At 62.3% G+C, this 23,234-nt stretch carries 18 protein-coding genes; 2 read left to right on the forward strand and 16 right to left on the reverse strand.

All coding sequences use genetic code 11. The features are described 5' to 3' along the window. Window positions 1-15 precede the first annotated feature (15 nt). The 4 genes from sdhA to FHP89_RS01270 form a co-directional block, all read right to left on the reverse strand. A complete protein-coding gene (gene sdhA, locus FHP89_RS01255) occupies window positions 16-1,809 on the reverse strand; it encodes a succinate dehydrogenase flavoprotein subunit (RefSeq protein WP_144176646.1) in 1,794 nt (597 codons plus the stop codon). Window positions 1,810-1,811: 2 nt separating this feature from the next. After that, window positions 1,812-2,159 (reverse strand): succinate dehydrogenase, hydrophobic membrane anchor protein, encoded by a 348-nt coding sequence (gene sdhD / locus FHP89_RS01260; protein WP_144176647.1) that lies wholly within the window; start codon window positions 2,157-2,159, stop codon window positions 1,812-1,814. Further along, on the reverse strand, window positions 2,153-2,542 hold the full coding sequence (gene sdhC, locus FHP89_RS01265; RefSeq protein WP_144176648.1) for a succinate dehydrogenase, cytochrome b556 subunit: 390 nt from the start codon (window positions 2,540-2,542) through the stop codon (window positions 2,153-2,155). The genes sdhD and sdhC overlap by 7 nt, the downstream gene beginning before the upstream one ends. A gap of 100 nt (window positions 2,543-2,642) precedes the next feature. After that, window positions 2,643-3,371 carry a GntR family transcriptional regulator gene (locus tag FHP89_RS01270; RefSeq protein ID WP_144176649.1) on the reverse strand — a complete coding sequence of 243 codons (729 nt, stop codon included), beginning with the start codon at window positions 3,369-3,371 and terminating at the stop codon, window positions 2,643-2,645. 202 nt (window positions 3,372-3,573) lie between these two features. Between FHP89_RS01270 and FHP89_RS01275 the strand changes: the two genes are divergently transcribed. After that, window positions 3,574-4,563 (forward strand): malate dehydrogenase, encoded by a 990-nt coding sequence (locus FHP89_RS01275; RefSeq protein ID WP_144176650.1) that lies wholly within the window; start codon window positions 3,574-3,576, stop codon window positions 4,561-4,563. Between the two features lie 92 nt (window positions 4,564-4,655). Then, the gene (locus FHP89_RS01280) at window positions 4,656-5,648 is read left to right on the forward strand and encodes an HpcH/HpaI aldolase/citrate lyase family protein (RefSeq protein WP_144176651.1); all 993 of its coding nucleotides are present in this window, start codon (window positions 4,656-4,658) and stop codon (window positions 5,646-5,648) included. A gap of 10 nt (window positions 5,649-5,658) precedes the next feature. Here the strand turns inward: FHP89_RS01280 and amaB are convergent, their stop codons facing one another. The 12 genes from amaB to FHP89_RS01340 form a co-directional block, all read right to left on the reverse strand. Further along, window positions 5,659-7,155 carry an L-piperidine-6-carboxylate dehydrogenase gene (gene amaB, locus FHP89_RS01285; RefSeq protein ID WP_144176652.1) on the reverse strand — a complete coding sequence of 499 codons (1,497 nt, stop codon included), beginning with the start codon at window positions 7,153-7,155 and terminating at the stop codon, window positions 5,659-5,661. 22 nt (window positions 7,156-7,177) lie between these two features. Beyond that, window positions 7,178-8,296, reverse strand: a complete 1,119-nt coding sequence (locus tag FHP89_RS01290; RefSeq protein ID WP_144176653.1) for a saccharopine dehydrogenase family protein — start codon at window positions 8,294-8,296, stop codon at window positions 7,178-7,180. Between the two features lie 64 nt (window positions 8,297-8,360). Continuing rightward, window positions 8,361-10,217, reverse strand: coding sequence for a methyl-accepting chemotaxis protein (locus FHP89_RS01295; RefSeq protein WP_144176654.1), 1,857 nt, complete (start codon window positions 10,215-10,217; stop codon window positions 8,361-8,363). Window positions 10,218-10,342: 125 nt separating this feature from the next. Beyond that, on the reverse strand, window positions 10,343-10,720 hold the full coding sequence (locus FHP89_RS01300) for a putative zinc-binding protein (protein ID WP_144176655.1): 378 nt from the start codon (window positions 10,718-10,720) through the stop codon (window positions 10,343-10,345). Beyond that, entirely contained in the window at window positions 10,717-11,385 is a 669-nt protein-coding gene (locus FHP89_RS01305) for a response regulator (RefSeq protein ID WP_144176656.1), read from the reverse strand. The genes FHP89_RS01300 and FHP89_RS01305 overlap by 4 nt, the downstream gene beginning before the upstream one ends. Continuing rightward, window positions 11,382-13,406: a type IV pili methyl-accepting chemotaxis transducer N-terminal domain-containing protein gene (locus FHP89_RS01310; protein ID WP_260851435.1), complete on the reverse strand. Its 2,025-nt coding sequence runs from the start codon at window positions 13,404-13,406 to the stop codon at window positions 11,382-11,384. Before FHP89_RS01310 ends, FHP89_RS01305 begins: the two co-directional genes overlap by 4 nt. A 67-nt stretch (window positions 13,407-13,473) precedes the next feature. After that, window positions 13,474-14,166 (reverse strand): respiratory nitrate reductase subunit gamma, encoded by a 693-nt coding sequence (narI, locus tag FHP89_RS01315; RefSeq protein ID WP_144176657.1) that lies wholly within the window; start codon window positions 14,164-14,166, stop codon window positions 13,474-13,476. A 10-nt stretch (window positions 14,167-14,176) separates the two neighbouring features. Beyond that, window positions 14,177-14,725 carry a nitrate reductase molybdenum cofactor assembly chaperone gene (gene narJ / locus FHP89_RS01320; protein WP_144176658.1) on the reverse strand — a complete coding sequence of 183 codons (549 nt, stop codon included), beginning with the start codon at window positions 14,723-14,725 and terminating at the stop codon, window positions 14,177-14,179. A gap of 12 nt (window positions 14,726-14,737) precedes the next feature. After that, the gene (gene narH / locus FHP89_RS01325) at window positions 14,738-16,309 is read right to left on the reverse strand and encodes a nitrate reductase subunit beta (protein ID WP_144176659.1); all 1,572 of its coding nucleotides are present in this window, start codon (window positions 16,307-16,309) and stop codon (window positions 14,738-14,740) included. 111 nt (window positions 16,310-16,420) lie between these two features. Next, window positions 16,421-20,176 carry a nitrate reductase subunit alpha gene (locus FHP89_RS01330; protein ID WP_144176660.1) on the reverse strand — a complete coding sequence of 1,252 codons (3,756 nt, stop codon included), beginning with the start codon at window positions 20,174-20,176 and terminating at the stop codon, window positions 16,421-16,423. 64 nt (window positions 20,177-20,240) lie between these two features. After that, complete coding sequence (locus tag FHP89_RS01335; protein WP_186300276.1) at window positions 20,241-21,896, reverse strand: MFS transporter; 1,656 nt, start codon at window positions 21,894-21,896, stop codon at window positions 20,241-20,243. A gap of 22 nt (window positions 21,897-21,918) precedes the next feature. Next, complete coding sequence (locus tag FHP89_RS01340) at window positions 21,919-23,166, reverse strand: MFS transporter (protein ID WP_144176661.1); 1,248 nt, start codon at window positions 23,164-23,166, stop codon at window positions 21,919-21,921. Window positions 23,167-23,234 lie beyond the last annotated feature (68 nt).

Raw genomic sequence — 23,234 nt, forward strand, 5'->3', positions numbered from 1 at the left:
TCGACTCCCGGCCTCTCAGTAAGTCCGCGTCGCAAGCGCGATCGGATCGACGCTTTCGGACATCGGCTGCAAATTCACAGGCTTGTAATCCAGGCGGTTGCCTTCGCTGTACCACAAGGTGTGCTTGAGCCACTCGTCGTCACGGCGGCCGTTCGGAAACTCTGCAGTATCCGGTGCGTCATCGCGCACGTGGGCGCCGCGAGACTCTTTGCGCGCTTCGGCCGAAATCATGGTGGCCTTGGCAACCTCGATCAGGTTATCCAGTTCAAGCGCTTCCATGCGCGCCGTGTTCCAGACCATGGACTTGTCCTTGATCTCGGTGGTTTTGGCTTGCTCGGCCACCTCGAGAATCGCGGTCACGCCCTGCTGGAGCAGTTCGGAGAAGCGGAACACGCCGGCGTGCTTCTGCATGGTGCGCTGCATGGCCAGACGGACTTCGTGCACATTGGTGCCGTCTTTCTGGTTCTCGAGACGCGCCATCCGTGCGAGCGAGAAATCGGCCGCATCGTCGGGCAGCGGCTTGAGACGCAGATTGCCGCTCTGGATATCCTCAACCACGGTTTCACCCGCCGATTTGCCAAACACCAGCAGATCGAGCAACGAGTTGGTACCAAGGCGGTTGGCGCCATGCACCGAAGCGCAGGCACACTCACCCGCGGCATAGAAACCGGTCACCGGTGTATTCGGGTTATCACCCTTGGGCGCAACCACCTGACCTTTGTAGTTGGTCGGAATACCGCCCATCTGGTAGTGGCAGGTCGGTACAACCGGAATCGGCGCCTTGATCGGGTCGATACCGGCAAACTGGATCGAGATCTCGCGAATGCCAGGCAGACGCTTCATGATCGTCTCGGGCGACAGGTGCGTGATGTCGAGAAGGACGTGGTCCTTGTCGGGTCCGCAGCCACGGCCTTCGTTGATCTCGGTCACCATCGAACGGGACACGACGTCACGCGAAGCGAGATCTTTCAGGTTCGGCGCATAGCGCTCCATGAAACGCTCACCCGCCGCGTTCCGCAGAATGCCGCCCTCACCACGCACACCTTCGGTAATCAGCACGCCCGCGCCGGCTACGCCGGTCGGGTGAAACTGCCAGAACTCCATGTCTTCGAGCGGAACGCCAGCGCGCGCCGCCATACCGACACCGTCACCGGTGTTGATGAAGGCGTTGGTCGAGCTGTAGTAGATCCGGCCGGCACCACCGGTGGCGAAGATCACTGCCTTGGCATGGAAGATCGACACTTCGCCGGTTTCCATTTCCATCGCTGTCACACCGACCACGTCGCCGTCGGCATCGCGGATCAGGTCCAGCGCCATCCACTCGACGTAGAACTGGGTCTTCGCGCGCACGTTGCGCTGATACAGCGCGTGCAGCATCGCGTGACCCGTCCGGTCGGCAGCGGCACAGGAGCGCGACACCGGCGACTGGCCGTAGTTTTGCGAGTGACCACCAAAGGGACGCTGATAGATCTTGCCGTTGTCGAGACGGTCAAAAGGCATGCCGTAGTGCTCGAGCTCGACGACGACTTCGTTCGCCTTGCGGCACATGAACTCGATGGCATCCTGGTCACCCAGCCAGTCCGACCCCTTGACGGTGTCGTACATGTGCCAGTGCCAGTTGTCTTCTGTGGAATTACCCAACGAAGCGGCCACGCCACCCTGTGCAGCCACGGTATGGGAGCGCGTCGGGAACACCTTGGTCAGGACCGCCGTTTTCAGACCGGATTCTGACAGCTGCAGTGCGGCGCGAAGACCCGCACCACCCGCGCCGACGATCACCGCATCATAAGTATGCTTTGCGATTTTCACCCTTACAGCCTCCACAGAATCTGGGCTGCCCAACCGGCGTAGCCGATGAGCAGGAACATGACGATCACGTGCAAGGTCAGTCGAATACCGACCGGCTGGATGTAGTCCATGAAGATGTCACGGACGCCAACCCAGGCGTGATAAAAAAGCGACATGAAAAAGAGGAAGCTGAAGAAGCGCATGAAGCCGCCGGCGAACATGCCGCTCCAGGCCTCGTATGACATTTCCGGCAGCATCAGCGCGCAGATTCCGAAATACACCGAATACAGCGCCATCACGATGGCAGTCACGCGCTGGCCAATCCAGTCGCGAAGACCGTAGTGGGCGCCGACAACAATCCGTTTCACCATAGTTTCACCCCGATCAGAACGGTCAGCACCAGGCTGACAATGAGAACGAGACGGGCCGACTGACGCGACGAGGCGAGATCCAGACCCTTGTGAACGTCCAGCAGCAAGAAGCGGATGCCGGCACAGAAGTGGTGCAGGAACGCCCACAACAGACCGAACAGAATCAGCTTCACCAGCGGATTGGAAACCGTGTCCTTGTAGTCAGCGAAGGTCTCTGCGGACCCGAGGCTGTCAGCAAACAAAGACAACAGCAACGGCAACATCAAGAACAAACCTGCGCCACTGACGCGGTGCAGAATCGAGACAAACCCCGCCAAGGGCAGCCTGATTTCGTGCAACGCCAAGTGTTTCGGGCGCTTTTTTCTGACTGTCATTTCAGACATCTTTTCCCCCAATGCTAGGCCGCACGAATGCCGCCTTACTCCCACGAAAAACGTCGATTATAACCGTTGACGTCGCGTCACCTGAATGCGTCGCACGCCATTAATTCAGCTCGTTCAAATAAAAATGTTCGTCCGTCGAATACAGGCCACGGCGCCATTCTACTGGCCGGTCGCCATAGGTGAATGTCACCCGCTCGACCGACAACAAGGGCACACCCTCTTTGACGCGCAACATTTCCGCCGTTCGCCGATCAGCGGCCACCGCCCGAATGCGCTCTTCGGCGCGAATCATGCGCAGACCAAAGCGGGTTTCAAAAAGGCTGTAAAGCGACCCCTTCCAGCCCTGCAGCATTTCGAGCGTCAAGCCCTGGAAAACTTCGCCAGGCAGATAGATTTCGTCGACAACGACGGGTTTTGCGCTAAATTCTAGTAAGCGCCGAACAATGATGATGGGCGAACCAGGCTCGATTGCGAGCACACGCGCCGCCTCCTGGCCCGCCTTGGCACGCCAGCATTCGAGCGGCACGCTAACGGGATGAGACAGATCTTCACCCTCAGGCACCAGGCGCAAAAAGCGGAACAAGGAGCGCGGGTCATTATGCGATGCAACATAGGTGCCTTTACCCTGCTTGCGCACCAGCAGGTTCTCGGCCGCCATTTCATCGATGGCCTTGCGCACCGTCCCCTGGCTGACGCCGAAACGCGCCGCCAGTTCCTGCTCACTGGGAATGGCCTGGCCCGGACTCCATTCGCCGGATTCAAGCGCCACCAGCATCAGACTTTTGATCTGACGATAGAGCGGACTAAAGGTGGGGGACGTCTGGGCCATTGGCGTATTTCATCACAAAAGTTGAAAGGCGTCTATATCAACTCATATATCTTATATAAGACGTATGACATGAATTGACTTTGTCCATCCGCAATACTACTATCTTGCGCGAATCGGCAAACACCGACGCCCGCCTCACACACGAGGCACACGGTCAGCCGAATGTCCGCTTTCACACACTCACATCGAGAGGGAGTCGTCCATGAGCAAAGCCCCCGTACGTGTCGCCGTCACTGGCGCAGCCGGTCAAATCGGTTACAGCCTGTTGTTCCGCATCGCCAGCGGTGAAATGCTGGGCAAGGATCAACCGGTCATTCTTCAGCTTCTGGACCTGCCGCAGGCACAGAAGGCCGTCAAGGGCGTGATGATGGAGCTGGAAGACTGCGCCTTCCCGCTGCTCGCCGGCATGGTTGCCACCGACGACCCGAATGTCGCCTTCAAGGATGCGCAAATCGCCCTGCTGGTCGGCGCCCGTCCGCGTGGCCCCGGCATGGAACGCAAGGACCTGCTGACCGAAAACGCCAAGATCTTCACCGTTCAGGGCGCCGCCATCGGCCAGTACGCTGACCCGAACATCAAGGTGCTCGTCGTCGGCAACCCCTGCAACACCAACGCCTACATCGCCATGAAGACCGCCGAGAAGTTCGGCCGCGTCAACACCAAGAACTTCACCGGCATGCTGCGTCTGGACCATAACCGCGCCCTGTCGCAGCTCGCCGGCAAAACCGGTCGCAGCGTGTCCAGCCTGACCAAGCTGGTCGTGTGGGGCAACCACTCGCCCACCATGTACGCCGACTACCGTTTCTGCCTGTCCAACGGTGACAACGTCAAGGCCCTGGTGAACGACGACGTCTGGAACAGCGACACCTTCCTGCCCACCGTCGGCAAGCGCGGCGCCGCCATTATCGAGGCGCGTGGCCTGTCGTCCGCCGCATCGGCCGCCAACGCTGCGATCGACCACATCCGTGACTGGGTACTCGGTTCGAACGGCGAATGGGTCACCATGGGCGTGCCGTCCGACGGCTCCTATGACATCCCCGAAGGCATCATCTACGGCGTGCCCTGCATCACCGAAAACGGTGAGTACAAGGTCGTCAAGGATCTGGAAATCGACGCATTCTCCCGCGAGCGCATGACTGTCACGCTCAACGAGCTGCTCGAAGAGCGCGAAGGTGTGAAAGACCTGCTCTGATCCTTTATCAGGATTCAGCAGCAAAGCATCGGGGGCGAGAAATCGCCCCCGATTTTTTTGCTATTCTGCCCAGCAATACTCACCACACAGACATGACCGCCATGCATCCCGATCAGGTTCTTTTCCAGGGCGAGCGCACGCTCCCCGACATGCCCGCCATCGACCACTACGCCGGCAGCGAAAAGCTCATCACCAAGGCGCTGGCCATCCAGCAGGACATGGGCCCGGTGTTCGACATCACCTGCGACTGCGAAGACGGCGCCAAAGCCGGCCAGGAAACCGAGCACGCCCACATGGCCGCCGCCATGGTCATGTCACCCGCCAACCAGTTTGGCCGGGTCGGCGCGCGCATCCACGACATCACCCATCCGCACTGGCGCCGGGATGTCGACATCCTGGTCGAAGACGCTGGCCAGCGCCTCGCCTTCATCACCTTTCCCAAACCGCGCTCGGTCGACGATGTCCGCGAACAACTGGCCTATCTGCGCATGCAGGAAGCGGCTAACCACACCGGCATCGCGCTCCCGGTGCATGTCTTGATCGAAACGCACGGCGCGCTGCGCGATGCCTGGCATATCGCCGCGCTCGACGGAGTTGAAAGCCTCGATTTCGGCCTGATGGACTTCGTCAGCGCCCATCACGGCGCCATCCCCGGCGAGGCCATGCGCAGCCCCGCGCAGTTCGAGCACCCGCTGGTGGCGCGCGCCAAGTGCGAGATCGCCGCCGCCGCGCTCGCCCATGGCGTGGTGCCCAGCCACAACGTCACCACCGAGATCAAGGACGTCGACTACATTCGCAAAGACGCCGAACGCGCCCGCCGGGAATTCGGCTATCTGCGCATGTGGAGCATCCACCCCAACCAGATCACCCCGATCCTCGAAGCCATGCGGCCCGACTTTTCCGAGGTCGAAAGTGCGATCGCCATTCTCGAAGCCGCGCAAGACGCCAACTGGGGCCCGATCCAGCACGCCGGCAAACTGCACGACCGCGCGTCCTACCGCTACTACTGGACGCTGCTCAAACGCGCCCGCGCCACCGGCCAGGAACTGCCCGCCGAGATCACGCAGCGCTTCTTTACCGCCTGACGCATCCACTTCAACCGAAGCGCACCCCCTGCGCCAGCGGCAGTTCGTCCGAGTAATTGACCGTCGCCGTCTGCCGCCGCATATAGCCGCGCCAGGCGTCCGACCCCGATTCCCGCCCGCCGCCGGTGGCTTTTTCGCCCCCGAACGCACCGCCGATTTCCGCCCCGCTGGTCCCGACGTTCACATTGGCGATGCCGCAGTCGCTTCCTGTGGCGGCCAGAAACCGCTCGGCTTCGCGCACGTCGGTGGTAAAGATGGCGGACGACAGCCCCTGCGGCACGGCGTTCTGACGCGCAATGGCCTCGTCGAGGGCGTCATAGGCAAAGCAGTACAGCACCGGCGCAAAGGTCTCTTCAAAGCTGTTGTCGAGCGCACCCCCACCTTCGATCAGCGCGGGCTGCACGTAATACGCGTCGGGGTATCGATCTGCGAGCACGCGACCGCCACCCACCACTTTGCCACCCTGCTCCCGCGCAACCTGCAAGGCGTGCTCCATCTGCGCAAAAGCACGCGCGTCGATCAAGGGGCCGACCAGCGTGCCGGCCTTCCGCGGGTCACCAATAGGCAAGGCCGCGTAGGCCTGCTCCAGGCGCTCGAAAAGCACCCGGGCCACCTCACGCTGAACAAAGACGCGGCGCGTGGTGGTGCAGCGCTGGCCGGCGGTGCCGACAGCGCCGAAGACAATCGCCCGCACGGCGAGATCGAGATCGGCGGAGGCGGTCACGATAATGGCGTTGTTGCCACCGAGTTCCAGAATCGATTTGCCAAAACGCTGCGCCACTCGCGCGCCCACCTGGCGCCCCATGGCACAACTGCCGGTCGCGCTGATCAGCGGCACACGCACATCATCGGCCAGCGCCACACCGGTCTCCCGGCCGCCCAGCACCACCTGCGACAAGCCGTCGGGGGCATCGTCAAAACCGGCCATGGCCTGCGTAAACAGGTGCTGGCAGGCGATGGCACACAGCGGCGTCTTCTCGGACGGCTTCCACAACAGGCTGTTGCCACACACCACGGCCAGCGTGGCGTTCCAGGCCCACACCGCCATCGGAAAATTAAAAGCCGAAATCACGCCCACCGGACCCAGCGGGTGCCAGGTCTCGCGCAGGCTGTGCTCCGGGCGCTCTGAGGCGATGGTTCGGCCGTAGAGTTGGCGGGACAGCCCGACCGCGAAGTCGCAGATGTCGATCATCTCCTGTACCTCACCCTCGCCCTCCGCGGTGATCTTGCCGGCTTCGAGCGTAATCAACGCGCCCAGCGTCGACTTGTGCTCACGAAGCAAAGCACCAAAGCGTCGGATCAGCTCACCACGGCGCGGGGCCGGCACAATCCGCCACTGAGCAAAAGCCTCGACACTGCGCGCTACCTTGGCCTCCAGCGCCTCGGGCGAATCGAGCGCCACACGAGCAATCTCTGCGCCATCGATCGGAGAACACACCACCCAGTCGCCGTCGGACAGCCGCCCCTGGTCAAGCCCCAATGCCTCAAAAATACGCGCTGCGCTCATCCATCGTCTCCTAGGGTTGTTATCACAAGCCACCGCTGGCGGCGGTCTGTGGCTCCTCACCATCGGTCACATAGTGGCGACCAAAGCGATTGCTCAGAAAATCGTCCAGACAGATATCTTCCTGCCGGACAAAGCCATGCTGCGGCAAGCGGCCATCCATCAACAAATCGAGTACGGCACAGATCGCGCTGGCTGTCGTGACCTGAATCGCGCTGCGCATCCGCCCGCCGAGCTCACGGCTGTAGATCTTGCGGGCAAAGGTCTCCTGCATCAGCAAGCCGTCGCGCATGCCGCTCACGTTGACGAACACCAGCACCACATCCTGCATGGTGACCGGGATCGATGACTCGAGTATTTCCTTGAGCAGCGCACGCCGTTCGCCCAGGCGCAGGTCGTGCAGCAGCAGCTTCATCACATCGCGATGCCCCGGATAGCGCACCGTGCGGTAGTTCAGATTGCGCACCCGCCCATTGAGCGTGTCGCACAGCGTACCGAGGCCGCCGGAGGTGTTGAAGGCTTCGTAGTCGTCACCGTCGAGCGAGAAATGCTCCAGCTCTTCGAGCGCCGGCATCTCCTTGCGCACCCCGCCGACAATCGCTTCGCAGGGATTGAGGTACTCGTTGATGAATCCGTCGGTGCTCCAGGTGAGGTTGTATTTGAGGCCGTTGGAGGGGAACTTGGGCAGCGCGCCGACCCGCATGTGCACATCGTGCAGTTCGTCAAAACGCCGGGCCAGATCGTAGGCAGCGATGGAAATGAAGCCCGGGGCGAGACCGCATTGGGGCACCACCGCCGTTGGTGCGCCATCGGCGAGCGCCCGTATCGTGCGTGCGCTGCCCACGTCTTCGGTGAGGTCGAGATAGTGCGACCTTGCCGAAACGGCGGCGCGGGCCAGGGATTCACTCAGGTCGAAGGGGCAGGCGTTGATCAGCGCGTTCTGGCCGGCCAGCACCGCAGCAAGCTGGCGGGCATCGGCCACGTCAATCTGGCGCAGCGTGGCCGAGGGTAACGCCTGTGCGAGCCGCGCCAACACCTTTGCGTCGCGATCGACCACGCTCACCGCGTAATCGCCGCTCGACACCAGAAAGTCGGCAATCACCTCACCGATCTTGCCCGCGCCAACGATGGTCACCTGTCGCACGTCATGCTCCCGGCCATGTCTCTGAGGTCGGACCGAGATTACGCCAAAACGTGCCCACCGGGGCTCATGCGAAACGCGCCGTCGTCGCTTTCAGTGCTTCGGCGAGCGCCCGCAGCGCCCGCGAAGTGTCGCTGAGTTCGCTGCTGTGCGCCACGGCGCGCTCCGAGCGGCCCTGGAATCCACGCATGCGCTCGGCAATGGTCTCGGTGATCCCCTCCTGCGAATGCACGGCGGACGCGACGGCCTGGTTCAGCTGCACCACGCCGCCGATCTGCTCGGCAATATCCGAGAAGCGCGCGTTGAGCACCTCGGTCTGTTGCTGGGTGTGGCGCATGGCCTCGCCCACCGCGTCGAGCCGATCGACCGCACCGCTGACGTCTTTCGACAGCCGCTGCAGGATACCGCCGACCACTTCGGTCGATTGGCGCGTCCGTCCGGCCAGCTTGCGCACCTCATCGGCCACCACGGCAAAGCCGCGCCCCTGTTCGCCCGCCCGTGCCGCCTCAATGGCCGCATTGAGGGCCAGCAGGTTGGTCTGGTCGGCGATCTCGCCAATCTCGCCCAGCACCTCGGTCACCTGCGCGGTCAGCCCGTGCACTGCCCGACTGGCATCCGTGGCCTGCGCCAGCGTCGTCGACAGCACGGCGACGGCGTCACGGTTTTCGGCAATCGCCTCACGTCCACGCGCCGACAAACGCTCGATCTGCACCGCAGCAGCATTGGCCGAGCGGGTGCTATCGACGATCTGACCGATCGAGCAGGTGATCTCGTCCACCGCTTCGGTAATGTCACGGCACTCCCCGTGCTGGGCCAGCAGATCGACATGGCCATCCTGCACGCCGAGATCGAGTTGCCCCGCAGCGGCATCGACCCGGGTCGACACCTGGCCGATGTCAGCCACCAGCGCCTGCAACCCGCCGACCATCTGTGCCATGGCGCCCTCCAGCGTGGCCACTTCAGCCACCCCGCCGCGCGCCACCTCAACCGACAGCCGGCCAACGGCGATGGCTTCAGCCACTTCGGCCGCCCGCACCAACGGCGCCAGATAGTGCTGCATCAGGGCGTACAAGCCCGCGATGCTGAGCGCCACGATCAAAACCAGCGCCACCCCCGCGACAATCAGAAAACGCGATTCCTCAGCCAGCGCCGCGGTGGCCTCGCGCACAGCCAGCCAGTGGCCGATCGTCTCCCCGCTGGCGTTGACCACTGGCAAACGATTGACTCGGTAGGCAGCGTTCGCGGTGCGCCACACCGTCTGCCGCGCCTCGCCGGCGAACGCCGCCTGCAGCCGGCCCGCATCAACACCGGACGGCAGCGCACTGGCCAGTGCCGCGCCGCCCTCGCCCCATATGGCAACCCCCTGCTCGCTGCCGTCGGCCATCGCCGCCGCCATCGGCCCCAGCCCCTTGACCAGAACCGCCACGCCAATCAAGCGCTCGCGCGAGGTCAGCGGAAAAGCCTTCACCGCCCACGGTGCGCCGCCGGCGACGGACAGATCGGTCAGCGCATCCTTCTGCCGCGCCGCGGCGGTCACCAGATCACCGATCGGCAATGGCGGTGACGACGGGCTGCGATAGAGCGCCCGGCCGTCCGGTGCGTGAATCGACAGGTGGTCGTAGCCACCGCCATCGCCGGTCAGAGCGATGAAGCGTTCGGCATAACCCGCCAATGCCTCGGCGTCACCCTGCTTGAGGGCCGAGCGCAGATCGAACTCGCCCGCCAGCGCAGTGACGGCACCATCCATCTGCCGGTAAAGCTGGCCAAGCGCTCGGGACCATACGCCAGCGTTGCTGCGCTGCTCAGCGTCAATCAAACGTTCGCCCATCTGGTGATGGCCGACAGCACCGAGAGCGCCCATCAGAAGCGCCACCAGAACGGTGATCAGCGCACTGAACAAAGTGATTCGTAGTTTCAGGGACATTATGTGCACTCGCATTATTTCCGGACGAAGAGGCTATCGTCACCGAGGCAGAGTGCTTTATATATGTAACCAAAACTTAATATCGCGCCGCAACACAACCGGGCGCAAACTGCCCCCCAAAGGGCTCAGTTGGGCGCGTCCTGCGAGACACCGGCGGCGAGTTGCTCAAGCACTCGGGGATACAGCGCGCGGGCCTGGGCCGGGTCGAAATCGGCCTTCTTGAGCTTCTTGACGCCGAAGGCGTCCAGCCGGACATGAACCGTCGGCGTCAGGCCATGCTGCGCGAGCGTTTCGCGCACACAGGCCAGCACGCAGCCATCGAGTGCCAACATGGGTCGGCCCGAGCGCGCCAGTCGCACCAAGGGCGCCACATGCCCGCCAACACCTGCGATACACGACATATCGGCCCGCCCTTCACGATCGAGTTGAAGCGCGAAATGATTGGCCAGCTGCGCCGCGCTGGAGCAACCCGAACAGGAATAGACAATCGGCTTCGCGCTCATTGCGCCGCGAAACCGCGCTCAACCGCAAACACCGCGGCTTGCACCCGGCTGCTCAGATGAAGCTTCTTGAGCACGCTCTGAACATGGATCTTGACCGTGCTTTCGGCCACCTCGAGGTTGCGCGCGATCTGCTTGTTGCTCTGCCCCTTGGCAATGCAGGCGAGGATCTCGCGCTCACGCGGGGTGAGCTTGTCGAGCTCGGCGTCCGCCGCTGCCGGGTTGGCGGCACTGGGTCCACCATGGCTGCGATTGGCCAGCAGCTTGCCCATCATCAGGGGAGACACCACCGGCTCGCCGCGCGAGGCCATGCGGATGGCGTCAATCAGGGTTTCGGCTTCGATATTCTTGAGCAGGTAACCCGTGGCGCCGCCGCGCAAGGTGGTGAGCAGATCTTCCGAATCTTCCGACACGGTCAGCATCAGCACATGCGTCTGCGGCACATCTTCGAGAATGAGCTTGAGCGCATCCAGCCCCCCGACGCCGGGCATGTGCAGATCGAGCAGCACCACATCGGGCGCGAGTTGCTTGGCGCGCTTGGCGCCTTCGAGCCCGTCCGCCGCCTCGCCAACCACTTCAAACTCGTCGCTGCGCTTGAGCAAGGACTTGATGCCACTGCGAAACAAGCCGTGGTCATCCACCAGTAAGATGCGAATTCGTTCCGTCATGTCTGTGCCGCCTCCTGCTCGGTCGCCGTCAGCATCAGGCTGACCGAGGTGCCGCCGCCCTTTTGCGACTGGATGTCGAGCACGCCGCCAATGCGGGCCGCCCGCTCACCCATGATGTGCAAGCCCACATGCTCGCCGTATTCAGGTGCGCCGGCGGCCATTTTGTCAAAACCGACGCCATCATCGCGGATTTCAAGCCGCACCCCCTCCGCATCACGCCACAAGTCGACGCTCACATGCTTGGCATGCGCGTGCTTCCGAACATTCGACAAGGCCTCCTGGGCAATGTACAGCACCTGGACATCCACTTCGGCCACTGTCGGCGGGCTCGCACCATGCACCCGCAATTCGCCGCTGACGCCGCTTTGCTGCGAGAAACGCTCAAGCGCAAGGCGCAGCGCGGCTGCCAGGTCCTGTTGCGGCACGCGCGCCCGGAAATGCTGCAGCAGTTCGCGCACATCCGCGTAGCTCTCCTGGATGCCCTGGCGGATCATTTCGAGCACTTCGCCGATGTCTTCCTGGCGATCATTGGCCAACGCATCGTCGAGCATCTGCACCTGCAAATTCAGGAAAGCCAGGCCTTGGGCGATGGAGTCGTGCAGTTCACGGGCGATCAGATTGCGCTCTTCGGAGACCGCCATTTCCTTCTCACGCGACTGCAGCCGAACGTTGTCGATGGCCATGCCCAGATGCTGACCGAGACTTTGCAGCACCTCGCGATCACCCTCCGACACCTCGACCTTGCGCCGGAAATACAGATTGAAAATGCCCAGCGCGCGATTGTTGTGATTGACGGGTACCGCGCTCACGGTCACGAAACCGGCGCGCAGGCAGGTGTCCCGGGTGCGTGCGCCGTCCGGATCAGACGTGCTGCTGACAATCGGAATATCGCCCAGCACCGCTTGCCCGCACAGACAGTTGCCGCAATCGAGAATCGCCTCTTCGTCGATGAATTCGGTGGCCAGCCCCTGGTGGGTGGTGATGTAGAGGTTATCGGCCTCGGCGTCGAAGAGCCGCACCGAGGCCGCGTCCGCCTCGAAGGTGTGACGGACCTCTTCGAGAAAGCTGCGCGACAGCTCTTCGATACTCATCGGCCGCCGCAACAGCCGCGCGATGTTGTAGAGAATGGACAGCTCGCGATTCTTCTCGGCCAGGGAGCGGGTTTTGTTGGCCACCCGCTCTTCGAGTGTGCCGTATAGCCCTTCGAGGTGGCCGGCCATGCGGTTGAAGCCGCGCGACACTTCACCGAACTCATCGTTGGTGAGCACCGGCACGCGGGCGCTGAAATCTTCGCGCTCCATCCGTTGCATGCCGCTTTGCAGGGTATCGAGCGGGCGGATCACGGCGACAAAGAAGAACCGCATCAGCACCACCGTGCCAATCACCGCCAGCGCCACCAGCAACACCTGGTAGCTGCGCAACACATTGGTGTGCGCGGTAAAGCTACGCTCCATCTTCTTCACCACGGTGTCGATGCGGGTGACGTAGGTATGCGTCGCCCCCTCCAGCGACACCGAGGCCTGCGCAGCAGCCGCCGCCGTTTGCGCGCCGACCACACGTTCAACCAGTGGACGCATCTCCGAATGCCAGATCCGGGCAATCGTGGCCACATCGTCAGGGATTCCGTCGTCGCGCGGTATGAACAACGGGCGGGCCGGGTCACCCAGCGCGAGGCCGGACTGCACGCGCTCGATGTCGGCGATGTCCTTGTGCAAGACCGCCAGGCGGGCATTGCGGGTGGCACCCTCGAGCGGCAATACGGCGGTGTGATGCACGACTTTCCAGGAGCGCATGCGCAGGCTGCCGGCATCGTTGATCGCCGCGGCCACGCCTTCGAGCTTCCACGACGAATACAGGGTGAGCCCGATGGCCACCAGCGCGAGCAGGAAGAAGGCCACCAGCACGCCGATGATCCGGGTGGCAAGTTTCTGGCCAAACAGCATGTTCAACAGATCAAATTCCGTCCGAACGGGGTGTTCGCTATTGGCTGGCAACATGCTCTCCTCGGCGCTCGAAGTCATTGAGCCGGGTCAACGGAAATGGGCGACCGCCCAAAACGGCGGTCGCCCCGAAGTGCTGCGCAATGCGTCAGACTGTCCGACGCTTGGTCCGCACGATCTGGTAGGCGCGGCCCACATAGCTCAGTGGCGCGGTGAGGATGTGCACCAGACGCGTAAAGGGGAAAATCAGGAACACCGTCATGCCGAAGAAGATATGGGCACGGAAGACGGCGTCCACCTTCTCGAGCAGCTCGGGCTGCGGGTTGAGCAGCAGGATGCTCTTCACCCAGTCCGCCAGCGCCAGCATCACCGACGGATCGTTATGGTTGGCATGCCCGATCGAGAACGGCACGGTGGACAAGCCCAGCAGCAGCGTCACCATCAACCAGCTGATCACGAACATGTCGTTCTTGCGACCGGTGGCCCGGATACGCGGATTGAACATGCGACGCGACCACAGCATGGCGCCACCGATCAGACACATCACGCCAAAGATGATGCCGGCGATGATGGCGATCCACTGGTGAGTCATGTCGGAGATGCCCAGGCCCAGCCACAGGCCGTGCGGCAACACCAGGCCTGCGAAATGGCCGCCGAAGATCGACAGGATGCCGATGTGAAACAGGTTGCTGGCGACGACCATGCTCTTTTTGGAGAGCAGCATGGAAGAGTCGGTCTTCCAGGTGTATTGCTGATAGTCATAGCGAATCCAGCTGGCCACCACAAAGACGGTCAGACAGATGTACGGATAGACCGCAAACAGAAATTTCATCAGAGACATGTCACTCTCCTCACGCTGCCAGACGGGTCAGCGTGCCGTGGGTTTCGAGAATGCGGATCAGCGGCGCGTACGGACTGCCCGCCTTTTCCAGGTTTTGTGCCAGCACAGTGAAGATCTTCGCCACATCGGCGAGGAAGACCTTGGCGCCCTGCACGTCGAGTTGTGAGACGAACTCCAGCATCAGCGGCAGAAAATCCGGAATCTCGGTTTCTTCATGCGTGAAACCGAAGGACTTGTAGTACTCGGACAAGTCGATCAGTGCCGGCCCGCGGTTCTTGTCGTCACCGAACAGGTGGTGCGTCAGGTGCAGGCTGTGGTCGGGCACCATGTCGAAGGTGGCCACGTAGGCCGCTTCGCGTTCGGTCGCGTCCTGCGCGACCAGCGCATCGATAAAGGCCGCGATGGCCTGGCGGTCGGCCGGCGAAAACACGTCGTCACGGTCGATCTCGGCCAGCCAGACAAGCGCCGTGCCGTGGGCGGTCACCGCGTTGTCCAGCTCGCTGACCAGTTCCCGGTTCGGGTAGTCCAGCAATTCGGCCAATAGTTTGTAGGTCTGCATGGGTTTCCCTCCTCAGTACTGTTCGCCGGACGCGTCACGCGTCGGCTCGGCCAGCGGCGCTTCTTCACGCGACTCCACCGTTTCTTTCCGGCGTGCCGGGAACAAGGCGTTGTTGGTCATCCCCAGCGACGAGGCGTTGCCGAAGGTGAAGCCGGTCTGGCCCTGGAAGCCGTAGTAGTCGTCCAGACGCTCTTCTTCTTTCGAGCTCGGGATGACGAAACGGTCTTCGTAGTTGGCGATGGCCAGGTAGCGGTACATCTCCTTGGCCATGTCCTCGGTCATGCCGGTGGCGTCGAGCGCGCGGGTGTCGGGCTTGCCATCGACATGGATCGAGCGCTGGTAGGAGCGCATGGCGATCATGCGGTTGAGCGCACTGACGATCGGCGCTTCCTTGCCGGCGGTGAGCAGGTTGGCCAGATACTGCACCGGCAGACGCATGGCTTCGGCTTTGGGCAGCACGCCGTCGGCTTCGGTCGGCAGGTTCTTCTGGTCGATCTGCGACTGCACCGGCGAGAGCGGCGGCACGTACCAGATCATCGGCAGCGTGCGGTACTCGGGGTGCAGCGGGAAAGCGATCTTCCACTCCACAGCCATCTTGTAGATGGGCGACTTCTGCGCGGCGAGAATCCAGTCGTCGGTGATGCCGTCTTTCTTGGCCTGGGCGATGATCTTCGGATCGAAGGGATCGACGAACATGTCCAGGTGGTTCTGGTACAGATCCTGAGTGTCATCGGCGCTGGCGGCGGATTCGATCTTGTCGGCGTCGTACAGGATGATGCCGTTGTAGCGGATGCGGCCGACGCAGGTTTCCGAGCACACGGTCGGCAAACCGTTCTCGACGCGCGGGTAGCAGCCGATGCACTTCTCGGCCTTGGACGACTCCCAGTTGAAGAACACCTTCTTGTACGGGCAGCCGGAGATGCACATCCGCCAGCCGCGGCAGCGGTCCTGGTCGGACAGCACGATGCCGTCTTCTTCACGCTTGTACAGCGCGCCCGACGGGCACGAGGCAACGCAAGCCGGGTTGATACAGTGGTTGCAGATGCGCGGCAGATACATGTGGAAGGTGTTTTCGAACTGCTTGTACATCTCCTTCTGCATGTTGGCGAAGTTGGCGTCGCGCGAGCGCGAAGCAAATTCGCCGGCCAGATCGTCTTCCCAGTTCGGGCCCCAGGTGACCTTGTCCATCTTCTCGCCGGTGATCTGCGAGATCGGGCGCGCGGTCGGCGCGGCCTCGGACAGCGGTGCGTTCTGCAAACGGGCGTAGTCGAAGGAGAACGGCTCGTAGTAGTCGTCGATCTCGGGCAGGTTGGGGTTGGCAAAGATCTGAACGATCTTCTTCACCCGGCCACCGGCCTTGAGTTCGAGCTTGCCGTTGATCTTCTCCCAGCCGCCCTTCCATTTTTCCTGGTCTTCCCACTGCTTCGGATAGCCGATGCCGGGCTTGGACTCGACGTTGTTGAACCAGGCGTATTCCATGCCTTTGCGGTTGGTCCACACGTTCTTGCAGGTCACCGAGCAGGTGTGGCAACCAATGCACTTGTCGAGGTTGAATACCATCGCGAATTGCGCGCGGATTTTCATGTGATTCTCCAGTTCCTGTGTCGTCGTAGGGCGGAAAAGCGCAGCGCCTTCCGCCGTGTTGCATACGGCGGATGACGCCGCGTTGCGGCTTGTCCGCCCTACGTTGTCGTCTTATTTCGAGCCGATGCCCTCGGGGTTGCGCTGGGCTTCGCGTTCATCCGTCAGCGGTCGCTCGAGCCAGTCGATGTCCTGGTCCTCGATCTTGTGCAGCACCACCATCTCGTCACGCTGGCAACCCACCGTGCCGTAGTAGTTGAAGCTGTAAGACAGCTGGGCGTAGCCGCCGACCATGTTGGTCGGCTTGACTACCACCCGGGTCACCGAGTTGAGGATGCCGCCGCGCTTGCCGGTGGTGTTCGAGCCGGGCACGTTGATGTTCTTTTCCTGGGCGTGGTACATCAGCGCCATGCCTCGCGGCACGCGCTGCGACACCACCGCCCGGGCCACCGTGGCGCCGTTGCTGTTGATCGCCTCGACCCAGTCGTTATCGCGGATGCCGACCGTCGCCGCCTCTTCTTCGGACAGCCAGATGTAGGGGCCGCCGCGGAACAGGTTGAGCATGCGCAGGTTGTCCTGGTAGCTCGAGTGGATGCCCCACTTGGAGTGCGGGGTGATCCACGACAGCGTCAGGTGCGGCTTGGCGCGGACGCTGGCCGGCACATTGTTGTGGGCCTTGAGGTCGACCGGCGGCTTGAAGGTGCAGAAGCCTTCGCCGAAATCGAGGAACCACTCGTGATCCTGATAGAAGTGGGCGCGGCCGGTCAGCGTGCGGAACGGGATGTGTTCATGCACGTTGGTGTAGCCCGCGGTGTAGGACACGGTCTCGGACTCGATCCCCGACCAGGTCGGCGCGGTGATGATCTTGCGCGGCTGGGCGACGATGTCGCGGAAGGTGATCTTGTCTTCGTGACGACCGGCATACAGATGGTGGTGATCGATACCAGTCTTCTTCGACAGCGCGCTCCACGACTTGTGTGCCACCTCGCCGTTGGTCTCCGGTGCCATGCGCATGATTGCATCGCACACGTAGATGTCTTCTTCGAGCGACGGCATGCCTTTCGACACACCCTCTTCCGTGACCGTGTAGTTACACTTCTTGAGCTCTTCGTACTCGGCTTCGGTATTCCAGTCGATGCCCTTGACGTTGTTGCCCAGCTCGACCATCAAGGGGCCCAGCGCGATGTACTTGTTGTAGGTGCTGACGTAATCGCGCTCGACGACCTTCAGGATCGGCATGGTCTTGCCCGGAATCGGCTCGCACTCGCCCAGTTTCCAGTCACGCGCTTCACCCAGCGGCTGCGCCAGTTCCATGGCCGAGTCGTGCTGCATGGGCAGCGCGACCAGATCCTTGGCGTCGGGCAGGTGCTTGGCGGCGAGCTTGGAGAACTCCTTGGACAGTCGCTTGAAGATCTGCCAGTCGGACTTGGACTCCCAGCCCGGCGTGACGGCTTCACCCAGCGGGTGGATGAAGGGGTGCATGTCGGTGGTGTTGAGGTCGTTCTTCTCGTACCAGGTAGCCGTCGGCAGAATGATGTCCGAGTAGGCACCGGTGGAGTTGAGGCGGAAGTTGATGTCCACCATCAGGTCCAGCTTGCCGGTCGGGCCTTCTTCACGCCACTTCACTTCCTTGCAGCCGTTGCCGGCGCCGCCTTCGCTCATCACGCCGTTTTGCGCGCCGAGCAAGTGCTTGAGGAAGTACTCGTGGCCCTTGGCGGACGAACCGATCAGGTTGGCGCGCCAGACGATCAGGTTACGCGGCCAGTTCTCTTCGGCATCCGGATCGGCAAAGGCCATGTCCAGCTTGCCGCTCTTGAGCTGCTCAACCACGTACTTCGACACGCCGGCTTCATCAGTGGCACCGGCGTTTTCGGCTTCGGCGACCAGTTCGACCGGATTACGGTTGAAGTGCGGCATCGACGGCAGCCAGCCCATGCGGGTGGCCTTGACGTTGTAGTCGGCCAGGGTCAAGCCCTTGTTGCGGTTCTTGCCGGCCGGCGACATCAGCGCGTCGGCGTCGATGGTCTCGTAGCGCCACTGGTCGGTGTGGAAATACCAGTAGGACGTGGAGTTCATGTGGCGCGGCGGACGCTGCCAGTCAAGCGCGAAGGCGATCGGTGCCCAGCCGGCTTGCGGGCGCAGTTTTTCCTGGCCCACGTAGTGCGCCCAGCCACCGCCAGTCTGACCCACACAGCCGCACATGTGCAGCAGGTTCATGATCGAGCGGTAGGCCAGATCGTTGTGGTACCAGTGGTTGATGGCCGCGCCCATGATGATCATGGACTTGCCCTTGGTACGCGAGGCGTTGTCGGCAAACTCGCGACCGGTGCGCTCCATGTCAGCGGCTTTGACGCCGGTGTACTTGGCCGCCCAGGCCGGCGTGTAGGCCACATCAGCGTCGTCGTAGGACGAGGCCACATTGCCGCCACCGAGGCCACGATCGATACCGTATTGCGCCACTTGCAGGTCGAACACCGAGGCGACATACACCGTCTCGCCCGAGGCCAGCGTCAGCTGACGCACCGGCACATTGCGGTACAGCAGTTCGTCTTCACCCGGCGTGAAGTGCGGGAAACCGACCGACACCACGGCGTCGCGGTTGTCGATGCAGGTCAGCTCCGCTTCGGTCTCGGCTTGATCGGCACCGGATTTCTCGAGCAGGTTCCACTTGCCCTCTTCGCCCCAGCGGAAACCGATCGAACCGTTCGGCGCGATGAAGCGCTTGCCCTTGCTGTCGAAAACAATGGTTTTCCATTCGGGGTTGTTCGCTTCACCCAGGCCGCCATCGAAGTCGGAGGCGCGCAGGTTGCGGTCGCTCACGAAGCCATCTTCATGGGCGCGCAGAATGACCTGCATCGGCAGGTCGGTGTACTTGCGGGCGTATTCCTGGAAGTACGGGTCTTGCTTGTCGATGTAGAACTCTTTGAGCGCGACATGGCCCATGGCCAGGAAGGCTGCGCCGTCGGTACCCTGCTTGACCGGCATCCAAAGATCGGCAAATTTCACGTACTCGGCGTAATCCGGCGCCATGGAGACGATCTTGGTGCCCTTGTAGCGCACCTCGGTAGCGAAGTGGGCATCCGGCGTGCGGGTCATCGGCAGGTTGGCGCCGGTGATGATCAGGTAGGTCGAGTTGTACCAGTCGGCCGCTTCGGGCACGTCGGTCTGCTCACCCCAGGTCTGCGGGCTGGCAGCCGGCAGGTCGCAATACCAGTCGTAGAACGAACCGCAGGCAGCACCGATCAGCGACAGGTAACGCGAACCGGCGGCATAGGAAATCATCGACATCGCGGGGATCGGCGAGAAACCGTAGATGCGATCCGGGCCCCACTTCTTGATGGTGTAGACGTTGGCGGCGGCGACGATCTCGCTCACCTCGTTCCAGCTCGTGCGGACAAAGCCGCCCAGGCCGCGCACACGCACGTATTTGTCGCGCTTCTTCTGGTCTTTCTGGATCGCTTCCCAGGCTTCGACGGGGTCCTTGCCGCTCTGACGCTCGGCGCGATACAGCTCGAGCAGGCGGCCGCGGATCATCGGGTGCTTGATGCGGTGCGGCGAGTACAGATACCACGAGAACGAGGCGCCCCGCTGGCAGCCGCGCGGCTCATGGTTGGGCAGATCCTCGCGGGTACGCGGGTAGTCGGTCTGCTGCATTTCGAACGACACCAGCCCGTTCTTGACGAAGATCCGCCACGAGCAGCCACCGGTACAGTTCACGCCGTGGGTGGAACGCACCACCTTGTCATGACGCCAGCGGTTGCGGTAAGCGTCTTCCCAGTTGCGGTCTTCGTCGGTGACGATGCCGTGACCATTGGAGAACGTTTCTTTAATCCGTTCTAAGAACTTCAGTCGATCCAGAAAGTGACTCACTTGATGCTCCTTCTAACTTGTGAGGTACAGGGCGACGCCGCCGCGCTGCCGTGGGGCTGCATGCTCAGGGGTTTTTTACGTAAGCGTTGGGACGCAGGTAGAACCACCAGTTAATAACCAGGCACACCGCGTAAAACACCGCGAAGCCATACATGGCGTTCTCCGGCGTACCGGCGTGGATTTGTCCGCCAATCATGGTCGGGGCAACAAAAGACCCGTAGGCCGCCACCGCGGACGTCCAACCCAACACGGGGCCGGCCTGTTCGCGGTTGAAGATGTGGCCCACCGAGCGGAAGGTCGAGCCGTTACCAACGCCCGACGCGAGGAAAAGCGACGAAAAGAGCAGCATGAAGACCAGGAAGTACTGCTCCGGCGTCTCGGAGTGAAAGGCCAGGAACATCACGTAGCCCGTGGCGACCGAGGCCACCGCCATCACTGCTGATACCGCCTGCGTCACGATGGAGCCGCCAAGCTTGTCGGAGATCCAGCCGCCAAACGGACGTGCCGCCGCGCCCACAAAGGGGCCGATCCAGGCGTAGGTCAGCGCGGAGGGCGCGGCCGGGTTCTTGACGTGAGTCCACACTCCCGTCGCCGCATCCAGAATGTGCTTGTCACCAAAGATCACTGTGATCGCCAGCGGCAGCGCCAGCGAGAAGCCAATGAAGGAGCCGAAGGTCACGACATAGAGCGCGGTCATGGCCCAGGTGTGCTTGTTCGAGAAGATCGCGAACTGCTTCGCAACGTTCTCCTTCATTGGGCCGAACGCCGCAAGCTTCATGATCAACAGCGCCATCACGATGTCGAATGGCACCAGAAACCACGCGTTGATCAGGCCCAGGCCGGTCGGTGCCGGCAGGTAAAGGTAAAGACCGACAATCGCGGGAATGAAGGCCAGCGTGTAGAGCCAGGTGATCTTGGAGAAGCTGGCGACGACGCCCGTCTGCGGTGAGACCGAACGCAGATTGTTCATGCCAAACCAGGCGGCAATCGACACCGGCACGAGAATCAGAATGCCCACGAAACCGGCGTTCTGGATGTAGGTGGGCGCGCCCGCCGGAATCTTGCCAAACAACCAGCCCGAGTCCTTGACGAGTGTCATCGGCTCGCCGCCGATGGCGCCAAACAGGCCAACGGTCATGAACAGCGGAATGAAAATCTGGGTCGCGGTCACACCGAAGTTGCCCAGACCGGCATTCAGCCCCAGGGCGGTACCCTGCAGCCGCTTGGGAAAGAAGGGGTTGATGTTTGACATGGAGCTGGCGAAGTTGCCACCGCCCACACCGGACCACAGCGCCAGCAGCTGAAATACCCACAGCGGAAGATCCTGGTGTTGCAGCGCGATACCGGTACCGACGACCGGCGTCAGCAGCATCGCCGTGGTCAGGAAGATGGTGTTGCGCCCACCGGCGAGTCGAATGAAGAACGACGAGGGGATACGCATCGTCGCGCCCGACAGACCGGAGATCGCGGTCAGCGTAAACAGCTGCTCCTTGGAGAAGGGGAAGCCGAGGTTCAGCATCTGCACCGAGATGATTCCCCACATCGCCCACACCGCGAATCCGCAGTACAACGCCGGGATCGAGATCCACAGGTTGCGGTTGGCGATGCGCTTGCCGGTACTCTCCCAGAACTTCTCGTCCTCGGGATCCCAGTGCGCTACGTCCGCACCACCTTTGTTCTGTGTTGCGAGCGGCACGCGCTCGACACGGCTGGAATTCACATTCACCCCCTCGTTTTTTGAATCAAGACTTTGTCGCCGCCGAGTGCATCACGTCGGTCGCGCGCACCTCGGTCCAGTACATCCAGATGAGCGATACCCAGGTCACGCCATAGAGCAACATGAAGCAGCTGGAGCGCACGCCGGTCAGATCGACCATTGCGCCAAACAGGATCGGCAGCAGGAAGCCACCCAGGCCACCGACGAGACCGACGATGCCGGACACCGCGCCGATGTCATGCGGGAACTCGTCGGAGATGTACTTGAAGACAGAGGCCTTGCCGAACGCAAAGGCCACGCCCACGGCGAACAACAACACCGTAAACATCCACGGATTGAGTCCAATATCGAAGGTCTTGGGACCGCTGACTGTCTGAACGGTGAGATGCGTCTGCGGGTAAGAGAGCAGGAACAGGCAGATCCACGACACCCACATCACCCACCAGGTGACCTTGTGCGCGCCGAAGCGGTCGGAAAACCAGCCACCGAAAGCACGCAGGATGCCGCCCGGCAACGAAAACGCCGCCGCCAGCAAGGCCGCCATCTGCAGCGAAAAGCCGTACTCGGTGACGTAGTACTTGGTCATCCACAAGGCGAGCGCCACATAACCGCCAAACACGATGGAGTAGTACTGGCAGTACTTCCATACGCGCGGGTCTTTCAAGGCGCGCAGCTGTTCAGCAAAGCTCACATGCGAGGCGACGCGATGAGTGGGGTTGTCATAGCTGAAGACCCAGAACGCAAGCGCAGTCACCAACATCGCGATGGCATACACCGTCGGCACCATCTCCCAGCCCCAACCGGCGACAATCGCAGGCGCCACGAACTTGGTCAGCGCCGCACCCGAGTTGCCGGCGCCGAAGATGCCCATTGCCAGGCCTTGGCGACTGCGTTCGAACCAGCGGGCGCAGTAGGCAATGCCGACCGAGAACGAACCGCCGGCCAGGCCGACGAACAAGCCGATCACCAGAAATTGCCAGTACTCGGTGGCGTGGCCGATGAGATAGATCGGCAGCACCGTGCTAAGCATCAACACGAAGAAGACCAGCCGGCCGCCGTACTTGTCGCCCCACAGACCGAGCGGCAGACGCACCAGCGCACCGGTGAGCACCGGCATCGAGGCCAGCAGGCCAAACTGGGTTTCGTTAAGGTTGAGCTGGGCCTTGATGGGCACGCCGATGACCGCGAAGATCATCCACACCGCAAAGCACACCGTGAAGGCCACCGTACTCGACGAGAGCACCGAAATCTGCTGATAACGCAGTGTCGCCATTGCCGTTTTTCCTCCTGCCGCGCACGGATGTTTCATTGCCATGCAGCGTATCGGCCAACAGGCAAGCG

The sequence above is a fragment of the Denitromonas ohlonensis genome, assembly GCF_007625205.1.
Classification (GTDB): domain Bacteria; phylum Pseudomonadota; class Gammaproteobacteria; order Burkholderiales; family Rhodocyclaceae; genus Nitrogeniibacter; species Nitrogeniibacter ohlonensis.